A 17,433-nucleotide genomic window follows, 5' to 3' on the forward strand; every position below is an offset into this window, starting at 1 on the left:
CGCCGCATCGTAGTTTGGGAGGCGTGCTCCTGATCGTGGTGCCCACGGCGGTGGTGGCGCTCGCCGCCCTCGTCGCGGCCGTGGCCGCGCTGCGGCGTACGACGCGCCGCGGCGGCGACGTCGACGCCCTGCCCGAGGACGTCGTCGGGCTGCGGCAGGAGGTGGCCGCGCTGCGCGCCGAGGCCCGCGGAGCGCTGCGGCACGTCGGGCTGGTGCGCTACGACGCGTTCGCCGACGCGGGTGGCCGGCTCTCGTGGTCGATCGCGCTGCTCGACGACGGCGGCAACGGCGTGGTGCTGACCGCCATCCACGGCCGCAGCGAGGCCCGCAGCTATGCCAAGAGCATCGCCGCCTGGCGGTGCGAGCAACCGATGTCACCGGAGGAGGAGGACGCCGTGGCGTCCGCGAAGTCATGACCCGTGACTGGGACGACCTCGCCGACGAGCTCGGCGTCCGGGCGGTCGCCGACGGCGAGCCGACGCGCTGGTACGACGAGCTGTGGTCGGCCGCGGGTCGCGGCGACGTGCCGCTGCCGTGGGACCACACCGACCCGCACCCGCTGCTGGCCGAGTGGACCGCCCAGGGGGCGGCCGAGCGGACCGCGGAGCACGGCGACGGCGGCGGACGCCGCGCCGTCGTCGTCGGGTGCGGGCTGGGTGGGGACTCCGAGCACCTGGCGCGGGAGGGCTGGCGCACCACGGCGTTCGACATCTCGCCGGCCGCCGTGACGGCGGTCCGTGACCGCTACCCCGACTCGCCGGTCGACTACCGCACCGGTGACCTGCTCGAGCTCACGCCCGACCTGCGCGGCGCCTTCGACCTCGTCGTCGAGATCTACACGCTCCAGGCGCTGCACCCGAGCCTGCGGGAGCGTGCCGTCGCGGGCGTGCGGGGGCTGCTTGCCCCGGGCGGCACCGCGCTCGTCGTCCAGGTCGTCCGCCGCGACGACCAGCCCCGCACCGCCGAGCCGCCGTGGCTGCTGACCCGCGCCGAGATGGAGGCCGTCGCCGGCGACGGTGTCGAGCTGGCGTCGCTCGACGAGGTGCTGCCGGCCGGCCGCGTCAACCCGCTGTGGCGGATGCTGCTCACTCGCCCGTGACGAACCGCTGCAGCAGCAGCACCAGCCGCTTGGTCTCCCTGACCCCGAGGGTGCCGAGCCGCGTGGCGAGGGTCTCGTCAGCCAGCGCGCGGGCCTCGACGAGCGCGTCGGTCGCTCCGGGCCGCAGGTGCAGGACCTGCGTGCGCCGGTCCCACTCGAGCCGGCGCCGTTCGACGAGCCCGCGCTTCTCCAGGTGGTCGACCATCTGCACGACGCTCGCACCGCTGATCCCCAGCCGACGGCCGACCTCGGCCTGAGGGACGGGGCCGAGCGTCGCCAGCGTCGTGAGCAGGCCGAAGTGCGCCGGCGCGATGCCCAGAGGTCCCAGCGCCTCGGAGAACGTGCGATGCATGCGCAGGTGGACGCGCGTGATGAGGAAGCCCAGGCTCTCGAGCAGCGGCTCGGGCGTGTCGGCCGCCAGCTCGGCGCCGAGGATGCCGAGCAGCAGGCGGCGCAGCTCCTCGCGCTCGCCGAGTGAGAACCCCGGGGTCAGCGCCTCCTCGAGGTCCTCCGCGTGCCGCCGCCACCGGCGCGCGGCCGCGGCGCCCTCCGGGGTGCGGGTGAGCGCGTAGGAGCGCCGGTCCTCCGGGTTGCGCACCCGCTTCACGAGCCCCTGGTCGGCGAGCTGGGCGGCCACCTTGACCATCGTGGTCCGGCTCACGTCGATCGTGTCGGCGATCGACTGTTGCGACCGCGCCGTCCCGCCCGCGAGCGTGAGCAGCGCGGCGTAGGCGTGGATGTCCACGCCGGGCGGGAGCACCCGGGCCAGGTTCACCGTGACCCGCGCCGCCGCCCGCCACATCAGGTGGCCAGGTTGGTCCTCGAGGCCCGGCAGCAGCTCGCGGCTGTCGGTGGCGTCGGCGAGGCCCACTTCGTCCACTCCCTGATCATTATGCGCTTGACGGATCTTCAGTCGGGCGTATCGTACACAAGGTAATCGTTAGGCAATTGATGATTTAGCGCATGACGATTCAACCACTCGTACCGACTGAAGAGGTGCTCATGACCGAGCAGACCGCCGTCACCAGTCCCGACACCGCCGGGAGCCCCACCCGAGACCCCAAGTGGTGGACGCTCGTCGCCGTCTGCCTGGGCATCTTCATCCTGCTGCTCGACATCACGATCGTGAACGTCGCGCTGGTCGACATCCAGGCCGAGCTCGACGCGAGCCTCTCCGACCTCCAGTGGGTCATCGACGCCTACGCCCTCAGCCTGGCGGCGCTCCTCCTCACCGCCGGCTCGCTGGCCGACCTCTTCGGGCGGCGTCGGGTCTTCGTGATCGGGGCGCTGCTCTTCATGGCCGGCTCGATCGCGTGCGGGGCGGCGCAGGACATCCTCTTCCTCCAGCTCGCCCGCGCCTTCCAGGGCATCGGCGGCGCCGCGATGTTCGCGACCGCGCTCGCGCTCATCGCCTCGGCGTTCCACGGGCGCGACCGGGGTGTGGCCTTCGGCGCCTTCGGCGCCACGACGGGCGTCGCCGTCGCCATCGGCCCGGTGCTGGGCGGCGTGCTGACCAGCGGCATCTCGTGGCGGTGGATCTTCTTCGTCAACATCCCGATCTGCCTGCTCGCGATCTTCATCGGCCTGACCCGGGTCCGCGAGTCGCACGACCCGCGCGCGGGGCGCCCCGACTGGTTCGGGTTCGTCACGTTCAGCCTCGCGCTGGGGTCGCTGGTCTACGGCCTGATCCGGGCGGGGCAGACCGAGTGGGGCAACGGCCGCGTGGTCCTCTGCCTGGCCGCGGCCGCGGTGCTCCTCGCGGTGTTCGTCATCAGCCAGGTCAGGAACGACGACCCGATGTTCGACCTCGGGCTGCTCCGCAAGCCCACCTTCACCGGTGGCCTGATCGCGGCGTTCGGTGTCTCCGCCTCGGTGTTCTCGCTCCTCACGTTCCTCGTCATCTACGTCCAGAACGTCCTCGGCTACTCCGCCGTCGGCGCCGGCGTGCGCTTCCTGTTCCTGTCCGGGGCGGCGTTCGTCGCGGCCGCGGTCGCCGGACGCCTCACCGAGCACGTCCCGGCGAAGTGGCTGATCGCACCCGGCTTCGTCGCGCTCGGCGTGGGGCTGCTCCTCATCCGCGGCATCGAGGTCGACTCGTCGTGGACGCACCTGATCCCCGGTCTGCTCGTCAGCGGCGTCGGGGTCGGCATGATCAACACCCCACTCGCCTCGACCGCGGTCAGCGTGGTCGCGGTCGAGCGGTCCGGCATGGCGTCGGGCATCAACTCGACGTTCCGCCAGGTCGGCATCGCCACCGGCATCGCTGTGCTCGGCACGATCTTCAGCCACCGGGTCGCCGACGGGATCCGCGACGGTCTCGCCGGCACGCCCGCCGCCGGGCAGTCCGACCGGATCGCTGGCGCGGTCACCGGCGGCCGGACCGACGCGGTGATCCAGTCGGCGCCCGAGGGCGCGCGCGACCACCTGGCTGCTGTCGCCACCTCGAGCTTCGTCGACGCGCTCAACCAGATCACGCTCATTGCGATGGTGGTGGCGTTCGTCGCGGCGGCCTGCTGCTTCGTGCTGATCCGCCAGCAGGACTTCGTGCAGCAGGGTCCCTCGGGCCCGCCGGCGGAGTAGCGCCCGGGCTGGCTGAGCTCGCTAGCGCGGGACCCGCACGAGGACCCGGCCGTGGATGCACTCCATGTGCAGCTCGCGGCCGGGTCCGATCGAGTCGCCGTCGAGCTGGCGCGGGGTCTCGGCGCTCGCCCGCACGACGACCGTGCGACCGGTCATCCGGTCGACCAGCTCGTCCGTGCGCGGTCGTTTGGCGAGCACGCGGAAGGCCAGCGGGATCCAGGAGAGGAAGCGCCGCGGGTGCAGCATGACGACGTCGAGCAGGCCATCGTCGATCGCGGCGTCCGGGAGGAGCGGCATCCCGGCCTGGAGGTAGCCGACGTTGCCGACCACGATCGTCCGGGCGCGGTGGGTCGTGAACTCGCCGCCGTCGATGGAGACCTCGACCCGCACCGGCGGGAACATCAGCGACTTCAGGGCGGAGAGCACGTAGGCCAGCCACCCGACCTTGGCCTTGATCTCCTCGTTGACGCCTTCCATGATCGCGGCGTCGAAGCCCATCCCGGCCATGACCATGAAGTGGGTGCCGTCCTCGACGCCGTCGCCGCTGACCCGCACCATGTCGATGGCCCGGTCCTGGCCGGTGAGCGCGATGTCGATGGCCGCGCGGAGGAACAGCGGGACATCGAGGTTGCGGGCCAGGAGGTTGCCCGTGCCGGCGGGGATGATCCCGATCGGGATGCCCGTGCCGGCCAGCTCGGCGCAGACCTCGCGCACGGTGCCGTCGCCGCCGCAGACGAGCACCAGGTCGGCGCCGGCGACCGCGGCCGCCTCCGCCATGCCGGTGCCGGGGTCCTCGACGGTCGTGTAGTGCCAGACCGGCAGCGACCAGCCTGCCTCGGCGGCCATCGAGTTCACGATGCCGCGGAACGCCTCGATGTCCTCGACCTTCGACGGGTTGAGGATGACGGCGAGGTTGCGGTCGGACGGGAACGGCGACGCCAGGTCGGGCAGCTGCTGGGCGTGGCTGCGCGGCAGCGGGCTGTAGACGGCCAGGCCGAGAGCGACCATGCCCATGCCGAGCAGGAACCCGCCCAGCACGTCGGACGGGAAGTGCCGCCCGAGGAACACCCGGTCGAGGCAGACCACGACGACGAACAGCCCGATGAGGACGTAGAGGGCGCGTCGCACGCTGCTGCGGCGTACCAGCATCACCACGAGCACGATCAGGATCCCGCCGAACGCCGTGATCGACGAGGCGTGCCCCGAGGGGAACGACTTCGAGGACAGCAGGGCCTGCTCGAGCTGCCACTCGGGGCGCGCACGGCCGACCAGCAGCTTGATCACGGTGTACGTCGCCGTGGTCGCCACCATGACGCCGACGGTGTAGGTCGCGGCCCGGCGGTGGCCGCGTGTGAGCATGAGCAGCGCGACGGCGAGGGTGAGCACCGCCATGCCGACGTTGCCGAAGGCCACCTCGATGACCCGGAGCGGCCGGATCATCCAGTGCTCGTCGACGGCCCAGTCGGCCGCGGGCGAGCCCCGGTCGTCGAACTGCGCGGCCGGACCCCAGCCCTGGACGACCGCGAGCAGCACCAGCACGAACAGCAGGAACGACAGCAGCGCCCAGCCGAGGAGCACGAGGCGAGGTCGGTCCAGCACGTCACGAGTATGGCTGGGCCCGTCGTGATCCCGAGCAACGGCGATGCCCCCTGTGCAATCCGCGTGAGGAGCGCGGGGACCCACGACTAGCCTTGGCGCGTGACCTCACCCCACGAAACCCTGCGTTGGGCGCGCTGCGCGCGGAGCGCGCGCGCTTTCGAGGGGACCCCGACAAATGATTGACACCCGCATCCTCCGTGACCAGCCCGACCGCGTGCGCGCCGCCCAGGCCAAGCGTGGGCTGTCCGACGCGGTCGTCGACGAGGCCCTGGCCGCCGACCAGGCGCGGCGCCGGGCGATCGCCGAGTACGAGGCGAGGCGCGGCGAGCAGAAGGCGCTCGGCAAGCAGATCCCGCAGGCGCAGGGCGAGGAGAAGCAGGCCCTGCTGGAGCGCACGAAGGCGCTGGCCGCGGAGGTCAAGGCCGCCGAGGCGGCCCAGGTGGCGGCGGAGGAGGCCTGGCAGGCCGCGGTGCTGGCGATCCCCAACCTCGCCCACGACGACGCTCCTGCCGGCGGCGAGGACGACTACACGGTCCTCGAGACGGTCGGCACCCCGCGCGACTTCGCGGCGGAGGGCTTCGAGCCGCGCGACCACGTCGAGCTCGGGCGGATGCTCGGTGCCATCGACATGGAGCGGGGGGCCAAGGTCTCCGGCTCGCGGTTCTACTTCCTCACCGGCGTCGGTGCGCAGCTCGAGCTGGCGCTGGTCAACCTCGCGATGGAGCAGGCGCGCAACGCCGGCTTCACCCAGGTCATCGCGCCCTCGCTGGTGCGCCCGCGGGCCATGGAGGGCACCGGCTTCCTCGGCCAGGCCGCTGACGACGTCTACCGCATCGAGGGCGAGGACCTCTACCTCGTCGGCACCTCGGAGGTGCCGATGGCGGCCTACCACTCCGACGAGATCCTCGACGGCTCGTCGCTGCCGCTGCGCTACGCGGCGTTCAGCCCCTGCTTCCGCAAGGAGGCCGGCTCGCACGGCAAGGACACCAAGGGCATCATCCGGGTGCACTGGTTCGACAAGGTCGAGATGTTCGTCTACACGACCACCGAGGACTCCGACGCCGAGCACCAGCGCCTGCTGGCCTGGGAGAAGGAGTTCCTCGACAAGCTCGAGCTCGCCTACCGCGTCATCGACGTCGCCGCCGGCGACCTCGGCCTGTCGGCGACCCGCAAGTTCGACTGCGAGGCGTGGATCCCCACCCAGGGTCGCTACCGCGAGCTCACCTCGACGTCCAACTGCACCGAGTTCCAGACCCGCCGCCTCGACATCCGCGGCCGGTTCCCCGAGGGCACCGCTCCGATCTCGACGCTCAACGGCACCCTCTGCGCGATGACCCGCACGATCGTGGCGATCCTCGAGACCCACCAGAACGCCGACGGCTCGGTGACCGTCCCGCAGGCGCTGCGGCCGCACATGGGCGGGCTCGACGTCCTCAAGCCGATGCATGCCTGACCCCGCCGGATGGGTCCCGCGCCTGGTCGCGCTCGACATCGACGGGACGCTCCTGAAGTGGATCGAGGGCGCCGGCACGACCTACGAGGAGATCGCGCCCGCGGTCGGCGACGCCGTACGCCGCGCCCGTGACGCGGGCTGCCACGTCGTGCTCGCGAGCGGCCGCTCGCCGCACGGCATGACCCCGGTCGCCGACCTCCTCGAGCTGCACCTCGACGACACCGAGCCGCTCTGGATCGTGGCCAGCAACGGCGCCGTGGTCTTCCGCTACCCGCCGATCGAGGTCGTCGTGGAGGAGACCTTCGACGCGGCCCCGGCCGTGCAGGCCATCCTCGAGCGGCACCCCACGGCCCTGGTCGCCGTCGAGGAGCGCGGGGTCGGCTACCGCGTCACCAAGGAGTTCCCGGTCGGCGAGCTGTCCGGCGAGATGATCGTCACCGACGTCGAGGACCTCGTCGCGGCCCCGGTCAGCCGCGTCATCATCCGCGACCCCGAGGCCACCGCCGACGACTTCGTCGCGCTCGCCAGGGAGCTCGGGCTGCACGGCACCGACTACGTCGTGGGCTGGACCGCCTGGCTCGACCTGGCCCCGGTCGGCGTCTCGAAGGCCTCGGGCCTCGCCCACGTCGCCGAGCGGCTCGGCATCGACGCCGCCGACGTCCTCGCCATCGGCGACGGCCGCAACGACATCGAGATGCTCCGCTGGGCGGGCCGCGGCGTGGCGATGGGGCAGGCGGTCCAGGCGGTCATCGACGCCGCCGACGACGTGACCGGCCCGGTCGCCGACGACGGTGCGGCCGTCGAGCTGGGGAAGTACTTCCCGTGACCCTGCCTCCCGCGCTGGCGCCCGTGCTGGCGACCGAGCGGCTGCGGCTGCCGCTGTGGACCGCTGCCGACGTGGCCGCCATCCGCGGCGGCGCCCGCGCGCCGTACTGGCACCCTCAGTTCCCGCGCGAGGACGACCGGGACGCCACGACCCTGTGGCGCGACGGCGACCCGTGGTCCAGCCGCTCGATCACCGTCCACGACGTCGTCGTCGGCTCGATCGGCTTCTTCGGGCCGCCCGAGCCCGCCGCCGACGGCACGCCCGAGGTCGAGGTCGGCTACGGCCTCGTGGAGGCCGCGCGCGGCCGGGGCTACGCGACCGAGGCGCTCACCGCGCTCGTCGCCGCCGCCGAGGAGGCCGGTGCGCGGGTCAGGGCCAGCGTGCTGCCGGACAACGCGCCCAGCCTCCGGGTCCTCGCCACGTGCGGGTTCACCGACCTGCGCGGGAGCAACGAGGACGGCGAGCTCGTGATGGCCCGGCCGCTGCGGTGAGCCTGCCGCGCCTCGTCGCCACCGACCTCGACGGGACGCTGGTGCGCTCCGACGGCACGATCTCCGAGCACACCCGCGCGGTGCTCGTCTCCGTGGAGGCCGCCGGCGTCCCGGTCGTCTTCGTCACCGGACGTCCGCTCCGCTGGGCCGAGGAGGTCTTCGACCACGTCGGCGACCACGGGCTCGCCGTGGTCTCCAACGGCGCCCTGGTCTGGGACGTCGCAGCCGACCGGCCCCGGCTGCGCCGCGAGATCGACGCGGCGACCGTGCTGCGCGTCTGTGCCGAGCTGCGCGCCGCCGTGCCTGGCTCGGCGTTCGCCGTGGAGACGCTCGACGGGATCGGGCTCGAGCCGGGCTTCCTCGAGCGGCACCCCGTCCCCGCCGGTGCCCGCCGCGCGTCGCTCGACGAGCTCGTCACCGGCCCCGTCCTCAAGCTGCTCGCGCGGCACGAGGAGCTCGGGCCGCAGGACTACTGGGACGCCGCCGAGACGGCGATCGGCGAGCACGTGACGATCACCTGGTCGTCGTCCAGCACGCTGCTGGAGATCAGCGCCCACGGGGTCACCAAGGCCACCACCCTCGCGCTGCTCGCCGACCACCTCGGCGTCGCATCGGACGCCGTCGTCGCGTTCGGCGACATGCCCAACGACCTGCCGATGCTGGCGTGGGCCGGCACGCCGTACGCCATGGCCAACGCGCACCCGAGCGTGCTCGCCGCCGTCGACCAGGTGGCGCCGAGCAACGACGAGGACGGCGTGGCTCAGGTCCTGGCTGGCATGTTCGACCTGTGATCTGTTGTGATGAGCGGGTTATGCGCCGCCTCTCGACGACCCTCCTCGGCGGTCTGCTCGCGGCCCTGGTGGTGCTCGGTGCAGGCGCCCCGGCGCACGCCGCCAAGCCGCACAAGAAGGCGCCGACCTGCCCCGCGGTCACCGTCGACGACAGCACCAAGCGCGCGATGGCGGTCTTCAGCGGCGTGGTCACCGACGTGCAGCGTGCCCCCCGCACCGACGGGCAGCAGGGCGCGATCTACACCCAGACCGTGACGGTCGACCTCGTCTACCAGGGCAAGATCGACACCGAGACGGTCACCGTGCAGACCGACCGCAACCGCGCGGAGTGCAGCCTCGGCGCGCTCGCGAAGGACGTCGAGTACATGTTCTTCGTCACCGGCAACGGCCAGCCGTGGATCGCCACCGGGGGGAGCGGCACCCGCATCTCCAGCGACGCCGTGGCCGCCGAGGTGGTCGGCCTCATCGGCGAGGGCAGGCCGCCGATCGACCCGACGCCCGAGACGGCGAGCTTCACGCCGGTCGACACGAGCGAGCCGCAGTCGTTCACCCGGTCGGCCGCTCCGGGCGCGGCCCTCGTGCTGGTCGGCCTGCTCGGCCTGGTGGTCGTGCGCGGCGTCAGCCGCGGCCGCTAGGAGCCACCTAGCTAGAGGTACATCCCGCCGGAGTCACCCGGCTGGGGGCGTGGGTCCTGCTGCTGCTCAGGCCCGCCGGAGCCCGCGGGCAGCCCGCGACGCATCTGCTCGAACTGCGCCCGCGCCGCCATCTGCTGGGCGTACATCGCCGTCTGGATGCCGTGGAACAGTCCCTCGAGCCAGCCGACCAGCTGCGCCTGGGCGATGCGCAGCTCGCCCTCCGACGGCGTCTGGTCGTCGGAGAACGGCAGCGCCAGCCGCTCGAGCTCCTCGACCAGGTCGGGCGAGAGGCCCTCCTCCAGCTCGTGCACGGAGGCCTTGTGGATCTCCTTGAGGCGGTTGCGGCTCGCCTCGTCGAGGGGCGCCGACTTCACCTCCTCGAGCAGCTGGCGGATCATGCTGCCGATCCGCATCACCTTGGCGGGCTGCTCCACCTGGTTGGTGACCGACGTGGCCTCGTCGTCCTCGCCCTGCGCGAGGGCCAGCGCGGACTCCGGGACGGCCCCGACCGGCTGCCCGTCGGGGCCGACGATCAGGACCTGACGCTCGCCGGAGCCCTCCTGGCCGTCCTGCGACTGCGCGCTCCCCGTCGGCTGCTGCTGGTTCATGCCCCCAAGGTATCCAGCGGCACTCAACGCACGACGAGCAGGATCTTCCCGGTGTGGGTGCCGGACTCCATCAGCTCGTGCGCGCGGCGTACGTCGTCGAGCGCCAGCGTGTCCTCGACGATCGGGCGGACCGCGCCCTCGGCCACCAGCGGCCAGACGTGCTCGACGACGGAGGCGCAGATCGCGGCCTTCTCCTCGGCCGGCCGGGCGCGCAGCGTGGTCGCGATGACCGCACCGCGCTTGCGCATCAGGGCGCCGAGGTCGAGCTCGCCCTTCGTCCCGCCCTGCATGCCGATGACGACGAGGCGCCCCTCGGTCGCCAGCGCGCTCACGTTGCGCCCGAGGTATGACGCGCCCATGTTGTCGAGGACGACGTCGGCGCCGGCTCCGCCGGTGCGCTCCCTGACGACCTCGACGAAGTCCTCGTCGCGGTAGTCGATCGCCACCTCGGCGCCGAGGCCGAGGCAGAACTCGCGCTTCTCGGGGGTCCCGGCCGTGGTGAGCACCCGCGCGCCCAGCTGCGAGGCGAGCTGGATCGCGAAGCTGCCGATCCCGCCCGCGCCGCCGTGGACCAGCAGCACCTCGTCGGGCTGGAGCGCGGCGAGCATGACCACGTTGGACCACACCGTGCACGCCACCTCGGGCAGCGCCGCGGCCTCGACCAGGTCGACGCCCGCGGGCACCGGCATCAGCTGGCCGGCGGGGACGGCGACGTGGGTGGCGTAGGCGCCGGCGGAGAGCAGCGCGCAGGCCCGGTCGCCGACGGCCCAGCCGTCGACACCGTCACCGAGCGCGGCCACCGTGCCGCTGCACTCCATGCCGAGGACGTCGGAGGCTCCGGGCGGTGGCGGGTAGAAGCCCTGCCGCTGCAGCAGGTCGGCACGGTTGAGCCCGGCCGCCGCGACCTCGAGCAGGACCTCGCCGGGCCGCGGCTCGGGGTCGGGGAGGTCGTGCAGGGCGAGCACCTCGGGACCGCCGGCCCCGTCGGCGAGCACGGCTCGCATCAGGGCGTCAGACCTCTTCGTCGACGAGCTCGTCGACGCGGTCGTCGACGTACTCCTCGCCGGTGTGGTCGACCGTCCGGTCGTCGGGGATCGGGTCGTTGACGTCGTCGGGGTCAGGAGCGTCGGCGGGACGGTCCCAGCCCTCGGCAAGGACCTGGGCCTTCGCCGCCAGCGCCTCGACGGCGTCGGGGTCGGCGTCCTGCGCGCCGGCCGCGAACCCGAGCAGGTAGGCGGTCACCGGCGCCGCCAGCCGCTCGACGTTGTGGGCGGCGAGCTTGGTGAGGTCGGCCAGCAGCCCCTCGTCGACCTCCACGTCCTCGAGATCGAGGACGTCGCTCAGCTCGTCGATCCAGTCGTGGAGGTTCACGCCATCAGACTTACGCGCCGGCCGGAGTCTCGCAAGTTCCTTCTACCGATCACGTGGTCAGGTCCCTGACGTCGGCCCACGTGTCGACGTCGCGATGCTCCTGCTCCTGTGCCGGCACCTCGACGAGGTCCAGCGGTGCGAGCAGGCGGTGGAGGGCGAGGTTGTGCTGCTCCTCCACGCTCGGCCGTACGGCGTCCAGGCGCGCCACGTCGAGGACGAGAGCGAGCTGGCGGCGGCCGTCGGGACCGGTGAGCACGGCACCGTCGTGGTCCTCGGCCGCGTCGCGGAGCCGCTGGAAGGTCTGGGCGGTCACGAACGGCATGTCGCAGGCCAGCACCGCGAGCCTCGCGCGCGGCTCGAGCAGCGCGTCGCGACCCGTGAGCAGCGCCGCCACCGGACCGCCGTGGCGCGGGTCCTCGCGGGTGAACGTCACGGGCCGGTGCGTCGGCACCGGGTCGCCGACCACCACCACCTCGGTCGCGTCGATGACCGCGTCGAGCGCCCAGGTGAGGAGGGTGCGTCCGCGCAGCTCGAGCGAGGACTTGTCGGCGCCGTCCAGGCGGGCGGCGACGCCGCCGGCCAGCACCACCGCGCTGAACGCCGACCCGATCGCCATGGCCCCAGTCTGGCTGGCAGGCTGGGCGGGGTGAGCATGCTGTCGGTCACAGTGGTGCAGGCGGCCTCGGGGCTCGACCCGGCCGGCAACCGGGCCCGGCTGCGCGAGCTGGTCCCGTCGGGCAGCGACCTCGTGGTGCTGCCGGAGGCGTTCGCCCGCGACTTCGGCGAGGCCGGCTCCGCCGTGGGCCCCTACGCCGAGCCGCTCGACGGCGCCTTCGCGAGCGAGCTGTCCGCCGTGGCGGCGGAGCGTCGTACCACCGCGGTCGCGGGCATGTTCGAGACCTCCGACGACCCGGCGCGCCCGTTCAACACGGTGGTGGTGCGCGGCGTCGCCGAGGCGAGCTACCGCAAGATCCACCTCTACGACTCCTTCGGCTACCGCGAGTCCGACGCGCTCCGGGCCGGCTCCCTCGAGCCGTCGCTCGTCGACCTCGGCCCGTTCCGGGTGGGCCTGATGACCTGCTACGACCTGCGCTTCCCCGAGCTCGCCCGACTCCTGGTGGACCGCGGCGCCGAGGTGCTCGTGGTGCCTGCGGCGTGGGTCGCCGGCCCGCGCAAGGTCGAGCACTGGCGCACCCTGGTGCTGGCCCGGGCGATCGAGAACACCGTCTTCGTGGTCGCCGCCGCCCAGCCCGGCCCCCGCTACTCCGGGCACTCGATGGTCGTCGACCCGTTCGGCGACGTGCTCGCCGAGGCCGGCGAGGACGCCGCGACGCTCAGCGCGACCCTCGACCGGGCAGTGCTGGAGCAGGCGCGGGCCACCAACCCCTCGCTCGCCAACAGGAGGATCCCGCCACCTCCTCTGTAACCTGTTCTGTCGTGCCACGGACCGCTCCTCGACGACGCGCCACGCGTCACCAGCGGGTCCGCGTGGCCCGCGACGAGGCCGCCCGCGCGGGCACGCCGGCGTCCCCGGCCGCGACCGACGCCGCACCGGAGACCGCCCCCGCCCCTCACACCGCCCCTGACACCGCCCCGGCCCCGCTGGCGGCTCCGGGAGCGGGACCCGTCACGGACGCCCAGCCGGTCCAGAGCCGGCTGCTCGTGGCGCTCTGGCTCGTCGTGGTCGCCGGCGGGCTGGCGGCGCTCGTCGCCGCGCTCGTCCCGGTCGGCCCCGAGTGGCTCGACGGCGTCGGGGCCGTGGCGATCGTGACGGCGTACTCCTGGGGGCTGGCCGCCCGCACCGGCGGCCGGCCGGTCGTCTTCGGGGCGCTGTCGCTGGTGCTCGGGGTGCTGGTGCTGGTGCTCGACCAAGACTACCTGCGCACCGGCGCCGCCGTGATGACCTGCGTGGTCTCCGCGGTGCTGGCGGTGATGGCCACCACGCCGGCCGTGCGGTTCGTGCGGGCGGCGCGCGAGTGCGTCGTCGCCGTGCTCGTCGCCGCCGTGGGGGCGATGGCCACCATCGGCTTCGACCCGGTGGTGTCGGTGGTCCGGTTCGAGTACGCCACGCTCGGCCTGGCGATGGTCGGGGCGTTCGGCGTCGTCTACCGCCTCGGCGCCGGCCTGCACGGCCTCGGCCGCCGCGGCCTGGCCGTCGTCGCGATCGGGGGCGTGGTGCTCGCGATCACGTTGCTGTACGCCGAGATGCTGCGCCGCTACGGGTCGCAGGACCTGATCGACAACCTCCTCGGCGGCGTCCGCTGGAGCCGCGACCACCTCGGCGCCTTCCCGCGCCCGATCGAGACGGTGCTCGGCGTGCCCGCGCTCGCGTGGGGCTGCCACATGCGGGCCCGCCGGCGGCAGGGCTGGTGGCTGTGCGCCTTCGGCGTCGCCGCGACGGCGCCGGTCGCCAACGCGCTGGTCAATCCTGCGATCTCGCTGCTGGAGTGCGGGCTCTCGGTGCTCTACGGCCTGGTGGTCGGGCTGGTGATCGGCTTCGCCGTCATCCGCGCCGACCTCGCCCTCACCGGCTCGCGCGGACAGGGCGGGCGCCGGCTGGAGGAGGCGTCCGCGGTCCGTCCGGAGCCGCCGCGCACCGCGGCTCTGCTCTGAGCGCAGATCCCGGCTAGGTTCCTTCCATGGCCCGGGAGCGCGTGTCCGAGATCGTGGCGGAGATGGTGGCCAACGTGATGAGCGTGGCCGTCGAGCCCGGCGACACCGTCACCGCCGGCGACGTCGTGGTGCTGCTGGAGTCGATGAAGATGGAGATCCCGGTCATCGCCGAGCACGACGGCACCGTGCGTGCGGTGAAGATCGCGCCGGCCGACGTCGTCCAGGAGGGCGACGTGCTGCTGGAGCTCGTGCTCACGGGCTGAGCACGCTCCGTCCACACTCGGCAGAGGGGGCGGGATTCGAACCCGCGGCTGACATCTCTGCCAGCGACCGCTTTCAAGGCGGTTCCGATCGGCCACTCCGGCACCCCTCCGTGCCCGCCGGTGTACGGCGGCACGAGGCACAGCCTAGAGAGGGCCCGCCCCGAGGCGCGGCGGGACTACTCCGAGCCGCCGAGCTCCAGCGACACCTCGTCGTAGACGAGGTCGTTGACGCGCTGCACGTGGCGCTGGATGTCGACCACCAGCCGCTTCAGCTCCAGACGCGTCGCCTCGACGTCCGGCGTCTCGAGGATCTGCGGGCCGAGCATGCTCAGCCGCGACAGCAGCGCGTTGCGCTCGCGGAACGCCGAGCCGCCGCGGGCGGCCAGCCAGCCGTCGTCGGACCCGGCTGCCTCCCCGACGAGTGCGTCGCGCACGCCGGCCATGCGCTGGCGGACCACCCACCGCCAGTTGCCGAGCGGGATGCCGGGCTTGCGAGGGGCGTCGAGGGCGTGGTCGAGCGCGAGCACTGCGGTCGGCAGACCAGGGGGAACGGTCGGCATCGGGCGGCCTCCTCGGGCCGGGATTCTGAGTGTGACCCAGGTCACTGGTACCCACAACCCCGCGTTTGGGTGCTGAGACCGTGCGTTGTTCAATCACCCGGTGAGCGGGAGCGAGCACGTCGACTACCGGCTGGCGCCGGCCTTCGTGGCGCGACTGATGGGCGCGGCGCTGGTGGGGCTCGCGCTGCTGTTGTTCGTCGGCACCTTCGTGGTCGCGGTCGCCGGGCTGCCCCCGGACCTGCTCGTGGTCGCCGTGCTGGTCTGCGTGGCGCTCGTGGCGGGCTTCGCCTGGTGGCTGCGACAGCGGGCGTGGGTGCTGCGCGCCACGGCCGGGGGCTACCAGGTGCGGCTGGTCCGGGGCGCCGGGGTGCGCGAGGCGCGGTGGAGCGAGGTCGAGGACGCCGTCACGGCGTACCGCCGCGAGGTCGCGTGTCTCGAGCTCCGGCTGCGTGACGGGCGCACCACCACCATCCCGGTCGGGGTGCTGGCCGTGGACAAGGACGACTTCGTCCGCGAGGTCCAGGCCCGCCTGCAGCGGGGCCACGGCCTGCGGCCGCTGTGAGCCGCGGTTTCGACCTCCTCGCGGCGTCCTTGTAACCTGCTCCGCGGAGGCGTCGCCTAGTCCGGTCTATGGCGCCCGCCTGCTAAGCGGGTTTGGGTCAACAGCCCATCGCGGGTTCAAATCCCGCCGCCTCCGCTGCGCGTCGCCACGGCGACCGGACGGCTCCCACCCAGCGGGTGGGGGCCGTCGAAAATTTGTGACAACTTTGTGCATCTGGGCGTGTCGGAGGCCGATCCACCGGGGTCAAGCGCCCCGGATCAACCCCGCAGGACCGTCACGGACCGCGCGAGCCCGTCGCGAGGGCCGGCGACGCGCTGCGGGCCGGCGCGGTCATCACGGTCCGCTGAGCGCGAAACATGCGTCACACCAGCCCCGGAAAGGCTCAATACCCAATAGCGGGCATGCCCGAATGTGGCGCGGTCAAGCACCATCGAACTGCATGTTTTTGCAATGCAATTTTGTGAGGCATCAGCGGGCTCACGCCTTGCCTGACCCTGCCGACAGACTACCGGAGGCGGGCCATTCCGTGGGCTCCCAGAAGACTTGAGGTGGGGTAGCTATGAAGACCTTCGTGCGCAGGATCGCCGTCGTGATCGGGGCCGCGGCCTTGTCCGCCGGCCTCATCGGTGCGGGCACCGTGCCGGCTCATGCTGACGACGACGGTGACACCATCGTCCAGCAGGCCCGCGACACCCAGTGGGGCGGCTGAGCAGCACCTCCGACTTGAGACGAGGACCCGACTTTCCCCCCACTTGTCTGGTTCAGCGCCTACCCCCCAGGCCCGTCTCAACAGCACGAGGGCAGTGACCGCGCGGTCGCTGCCCTCGTGACATTTCCCCGGGTGCCACGGAACGCCCGCGGAGGGCCCCGGCGGGGTGAGCCGTCCCAGGACCTCACTCCGCCGGATCGTCCTCGATCTGCTCCTGGCCCGAGACCCCCATCCGGCCCATCATGTAGCCGAGCTGGAAGCGCGTCTGCGCGTCGTAGTCGGCCTTCAGGTCGGCCACGTAGCCCGCGTAGGTCCGTGGGCTGACCCCGAGCCTCTTGGCGCTCACCGGGTCGCTGTGCCCCTCGATCAGCATCCGCATCGTCATCGCGCGCTGCTCGGCGGCGATGTCCTTGAGGAGCGAGGTGTCGCGGTTGGTGAACGGGCGCCCGCGCTCCCAGGACCGCTCGAAGATGTCGACGAGGTAGGCGACCACCGCCGGCTCGCGGACGACGACCGCGACCGCCACCTCGTCGCGGTTGGGGATCACCGCCACCCGTCGGTCGACCACGATCATCCGCTTGAAGAACTCGTCGAGGGTCCGCACCTCCGCGCCCCGGGCGGTGACTGCTGCGACGTACTTGTGGGTGACCGAGCTGCGTCGCGCGCTGTGCTGGTAGAGCGTGCGCATCGTGATGCCGCGCTCGAGGACCACGATGTCGCGCAGCGCCGCCTTGGCCAGGAAGCGCGGGTCGCGGCCGGCCTCGGGCTGCGCGGTGAGCAGCTCGTCCTCGCACTCGGCCAGCAGCTGGTCGAGGACGCTGTTGATCAGCTCGACGCTGCGCAGGTAGGTGAAGGGCCCGCGGGCCGAGGACTGCGGCGCCTGTCGCCAGCTCTGGGAGAGGTTGCTGAACGCCGAGGACCACTGCGAGGACTCCGAGAGGAGCTTGGCGGCCTCCTGGCTCAGGGGCGAGACGACGCGCGACTGGACGCTGGTCGGGTCCTCGGGCGCCCAGCCGTCCTGCTCGCTGTCGAAGATGAGCAGGCCCATCTCGACGAGCAGGTCGAACGCCGGGCGCAGCTCGCCGTCCTCGGCGATGCGGTAGTCGGACGCGGCGATCTGGCCCTTCTCGCAGACCTCTTCGTAGAGCTTGGTCGCGTCATCCTCGAAGAGGGCGCGCTCATCAGGTCCGTAGCCCGGCATGACTACCCACCTCTCGACGGCCGCAGATCACGCAACGTCGATGATCCCACACCGGCGCCGCGGTGCGGAGAG

General features: G+C 72.8%; 21 protein-coding genes and 2 tRNA genes. 14 read left to right on the forward strand and 9 right to left on the reverse strand.

The annotated features are described in order from the left end of the window. Positions 1–23 precede the first annotated feature (23 nt). Both G514_RS0104995 and G514_RS24975 read left to right on the forward strand, forming a co-directional pair. Positions 24–416: a DUF4446 family protein gene (locus G514_RS0104995; protein ID WP_245582108.1), complete on the forward strand. Its 393-nt coding sequence runs from the start codon at positions 24–26 to the stop codon at positions 414–416. Next, positions 413–1,099: a class I SAM-dependent methyltransferase gene (locus tag G514_RS24975; RefSeq protein WP_051246817.1), complete on the forward strand. Its 687-nt coding sequence runs from the start codon at positions 413–415 to the stop codon at positions 1,097–1,099. Before G514_RS0104995 ends, G514_RS24975 begins: the two co-directional genes overlap by 4 nt. Here the strand turns inward: G514_RS24975 and G514_RS28985 are convergent. Continuing rightward, positions 1,086–1,979 (reverse strand): MarR family winged helix-turn-helix transcriptional regulator, encoded by an 894-nt coding sequence (locus G514_RS28985; RefSeq protein ID WP_051246820.1) that lies wholly within the window; start codon positions 1,977–1,979, stop codon positions 1,086–1,088. The genes G514_RS24975 and G514_RS28985 overlap by 14 nt on opposite strands. Positions 1,980–2,101: 122 nt before the next feature. Between G514_RS28985 and G514_RS0105010 the strand changes: the two genes are divergently transcribed. Beyond that, complete coding sequence (locus G514_RS0105010) at positions 2,102–3,679, forward strand: MFS transporter (RefSeq protein ID WP_036563702.1); 1,578 nt, start codon at positions 2,102–2,104, stop codon at positions 3,677–3,679. Between the two features lie 21 nt (positions 3,680–3,700). Here G514_RS0105010 and G514_RS0105015 read toward each other — a convergent pair whose 3' ends face one another. Beyond that, positions 3,701–5,278 carry a bifunctional phosphatase PAP2/diacylglycerol kinase family protein gene (locus G514_RS0105015; protein WP_051246823.1) on the reverse strand — a complete coding sequence of 526 codons (1,578 nt, stop codon included), beginning with the start codon at positions 5,276–5,278 and terminating at the stop codon, positions 3,701–3,703. A 175-nt stretch (positions 5,279–5,453) separates the two neighbouring features. On the opposite strand from G514_RS0105015, the gene serS reads away from it, so the two are divergent. From serS to G514_RS0105040, 5 genes are read left to right on the forward strand one after another with little or no spacing between them, the layout of a single operon-like run. Further along, positions 5,454–6,731 (forward strand): serine--tRNA ligase, encoded by a 1,278-nt coding sequence (serS, locus tag G514_RS0105020; protein WP_028650863.1) that lies wholly within the window; start codon positions 5,454–5,456, stop codon positions 6,729–6,731. After that, positions 6,724–7,557: an HAD family hydrolase gene (locus G514_RS0105025; protein ID WP_028650864.1), complete on the forward strand. Its 834-nt coding sequence runs from the start codon at positions 6,724–6,726 to the stop codon at positions 7,555–7,557. Before serS ends, G514_RS0105025 begins: the two co-directional genes overlap by 8 nt. Continuing rightward, positions 7,554–8,048, forward strand: a complete 495-nt coding sequence (locus G514_RS0105030) for a GNAT family N-acetyltransferase (RefSeq protein ID WP_028650865.1) — start codon at positions 7,554–7,556, stop codon at positions 8,046–8,048. Before G514_RS0105025 ends, G514_RS0105030 begins: the two co-directional genes overlap by 4 nt. After that, a complete protein-coding gene (locus G514_RS0105035) occupies positions 8,045–8,839 on the forward strand; it encodes a Cof-type HAD-IIB family hydrolase (protein WP_028650866.1) in 795 nt (264 codons plus the stop codon). Before G514_RS0105030 ends, G514_RS0105035 begins: the two co-directional genes overlap by 4 nt. A 20-nt stretch (positions 8,840–8,859) precedes the next feature. Then, positions 8,860–9,474, forward strand: coding sequence for a hypothetical protein (locus tag G514_RS0105040; RefSeq protein WP_028650867.1), 615 nt, complete (start codon positions 8,860–8,862; stop codon positions 9,472–9,474). Positions 9,475–9,485: 11 nt separating this feature from the next. On the opposite strand, the gene G514_RS0105045 is transcribed toward G514_RS0105040, so the two are convergent. From G514_RS0105045 to mobA, 4 genes are read right to left on the reverse strand one after another with little or no spacing between them, the layout of a single operon-like run. Next, on the reverse strand, positions 9,486–10,082 hold the full coding sequence (locus G514_RS0105045; RefSeq protein WP_028650868.1) for a bacterial proteasome activator family protein: 597 nt from the start codon (positions 10,080–10,082) through the stop codon (positions 9,486–9,488). Positions 10,083–10,105: 23 nt separating this feature from the next. Then, complete coding sequence (locus tag G514_RS0105050; protein WP_028650869.1) at positions 10,106–11,086, reverse strand: NAD(P)H-quinone oxidoreductase; 981 nt, start codon at positions 11,084–11,086, stop codon at positions 10,106–10,108. A 7-nt stretch (positions 11,087–11,093) separates the two neighbouring features. Beyond that, positions 11,094–11,453, reverse strand: coding sequence for a DUF6457 domain-containing protein (locus G514_RS24985; RefSeq protein WP_051246826.1), 360 nt, complete (start codon positions 11,451–11,453; stop codon positions 11,094–11,096). 49 nt (positions 11,454–11,502) lie between these two features. Further along, complete coding sequence (gene mobA / locus G514_RS0105060) at positions 11,503–12,069, reverse strand: molybdenum cofactor guanylyltransferase (RefSeq protein WP_036563659.1); 567 nt, start codon at positions 12,067–12,069, stop codon at positions 11,503–11,505. A gap of 36 nt (positions 12,070–12,105) precedes the next feature. Between mobA and G514_RS0105065 the strand changes: the two genes are divergently transcribed. From G514_RS0105065 to G514_RS0105080, 3 genes are all read left to right on the forward strand, one after another. Beyond that, entirely contained in the window at positions 12,106–12,879 is a 774-nt protein-coding gene (locus G514_RS0105065) for a carbon-nitrogen hydrolase family protein (protein WP_036563661.1), read from the forward strand. 62 nt (positions 12,880–12,941) lie between these two features. Then, positions 12,942–14,066 (forward strand): hypothetical protein, encoded by a 1,125-nt coding sequence (locus G514_RS24990; protein WP_051246829.1) that lies wholly within the window; start codon positions 12,942–12,944, stop codon positions 14,064–14,066. Between the two features lie 26 nt (positions 14,067–14,092). Then, positions 14,093–14,329 carry a biotin/lipoyl-binding carrier protein gene (locus G514_RS0105080; protein WP_028650872.1) on the forward strand — a complete coding sequence of 79 codons (237 nt, stop codon included), beginning with the start codon at positions 14,093–14,095 and terminating at the stop codon, positions 14,327–14,329. 21 nt (positions 14,330–14,350) lie between these two features. Here the strand turns inward: G514_RS0105080 and G514_RS0105085 are convergent. Continuing rightward, positions 14,351–14,439: transfer RNA gene (locus tag G514_RS0105085), tRNA-Ser, on the reverse strand. Positions 14,440–14,505: 66 nt separating this feature from the next. Beyond that, positions 14,506–14,889 (reverse strand): hypothetical protein, encoded by a 384-nt coding sequence (locus tag G514_RS0105090; protein WP_028650873.1) that lies wholly within the window; start codon positions 14,887–14,889, stop codon positions 14,506–14,508. A gap of 100 nt (positions 14,890–14,989) precedes the next feature. Here G514_RS0105090 and G514_RS0105095 point away from each other — a divergent pair, with 100 nt between their 5' ends. The 3 genes from G514_RS0105095 to G514_RS30125 all read left to right on the forward strand — a co-directional run bounded on the left by G514_RS0105095 (position 14,990) and on the right by G514_RS30125 (position 16,160). Then, a complete protein-coding gene (locus G514_RS0105095) occupies positions 14,990–15,451 on the forward strand; it encodes a PH domain-containing protein (RefSeq protein ID WP_028650874.1) in 462 nt (153 codons plus the stop codon). 45 nt (positions 15,452–15,496) lie between these two features. Continuing rightward, a tRNA-Ser gene (locus G514_RS0105100) sits at positions 15,497–15,586 on the forward strand. A gap of 424 nt (positions 15,587–16,010) precedes the next feature. Continuing rightward, positions 16,011–16,160 (forward strand): hypothetical protein, encoded by a 150-nt coding sequence (locus G514_RS30125; RefSeq protein ID WP_157544608.1) that lies wholly within the window; start codon positions 16,011–16,013, stop codon positions 16,158–16,160. Between the two features lie 184 nt (positions 16,161–16,344). Here G514_RS30125 and G514_RS0105110 read toward each other — a convergent pair whose 3' ends face one another. Beyond that, a complete protein-coding gene (locus tag G514_RS0105110) occupies positions 16,345–17,361 on the reverse strand; it encodes a hypothetical protein (RefSeq protein WP_028650875.1) in 1,017 nt (338 codons plus the stop codon). Positions 17,362–17,433: the final 72 nt, after the last annotated feature.

The organism is Nocardioides halotolerans DSM 19273, assembly GCF_000422805.1.
Taxonomy (GTDB): Bacteria; Actinomycetota; Actinomycetes; order Propionibacteriales; family Nocardioidaceae; genus Nocardioides; species Nocardioides halotolerans.

Bases quoted from the DNA above. Each gene is read 5' to 3' on its own strand.
- G514_RS24975 (WP_051246817.1), top strand. From the start codon at position 413: ATGACCCGTGACTGGGACGACCTCGCCGACGAGCTCGGCGTCCGGGCG.
- G514_RS0105010 (WP_036563702.1), top strand. From the start codon at position 2,102: ATGACCGAGCAGACCGCCGTCACCAGTCCCGACACCGCCGGGAGCCCC.
- serS (WP_028650863.1), top strand. From the start codon at position 5,454: ATGATTGACACCCGCATCCTCCGTGACCAGCCCGACCGCGTGCGCGCC.
- G514_RS0105025 (WP_028650864.1), top strand. From the start codon at position 6,724: ATGCCTGACCCCGCCGGATGGGTCCCGCGCCTGGTCGCGCTCGACATC.
- G514_RS0105040 (WP_028650867.1), top strand. From the start codon at position 8,860: ATGCGCCGCCTCTCGACGACCCTCCTCGGCGGTCTGCTCGCGGCCCTG.
- G514_RS0105045 (WP_028650868.1), bottom strand. From the start codon at position 10,082: ATGAACCAGCAGCAGCCGACGGGGAGCGCGCAGTCGCAGGACGGCCAG.
- G514_RS0105050 (WP_028650869.1), bottom strand. From the start codon at position 11,086: ATGCGAGCCGTGCTCGCCGACGGGGCCGGCGGTCCCGAGGTGCTCGCC.
- mobA (WP_036563659.1), bottom strand. From the start codon at position 12,069: ATGGCGATCGGGTCGGCGTTCAGCGCGGTGGTGCTGGCCGGCGGCGTC.
- G514_RS0105065 (WP_036563661.1), top strand. From the start codon at position 12,106: ATGCTGTCGGTCACAGTGGTGCAGGCGGCCTCGGGGCTCGACCCGGCC.
- G514_RS0105080 (WP_028650872.1), top strand. From the start codon at position 14,093: ATGGCCCGGGAGCGCGTGTCCGAGATCGTGGCGGAGATGGTGGCCAAC.
- G514_RS0105090 (WP_028650873.1), bottom strand. From the start codon at position 14,889: ATGCCGACCGTTCCCCCTGGTCTGCCGACCGCAGTGCTCGCGCTCGAC.
- G514_RS30125 (WP_157544608.1), top strand. From the start codon at position 16,011: ATGAAGACCTTCGTGCGCAGGATCGCCGTCGTGATCGGGGCCGCGGCC.
- G514_RS0105110 (WP_028650875.1), bottom strand. From the start codon at position 17,361: ATGCCGGGCTACGGACCTGATGAGCGCGCCCTCTTCGAGGATGACGCG.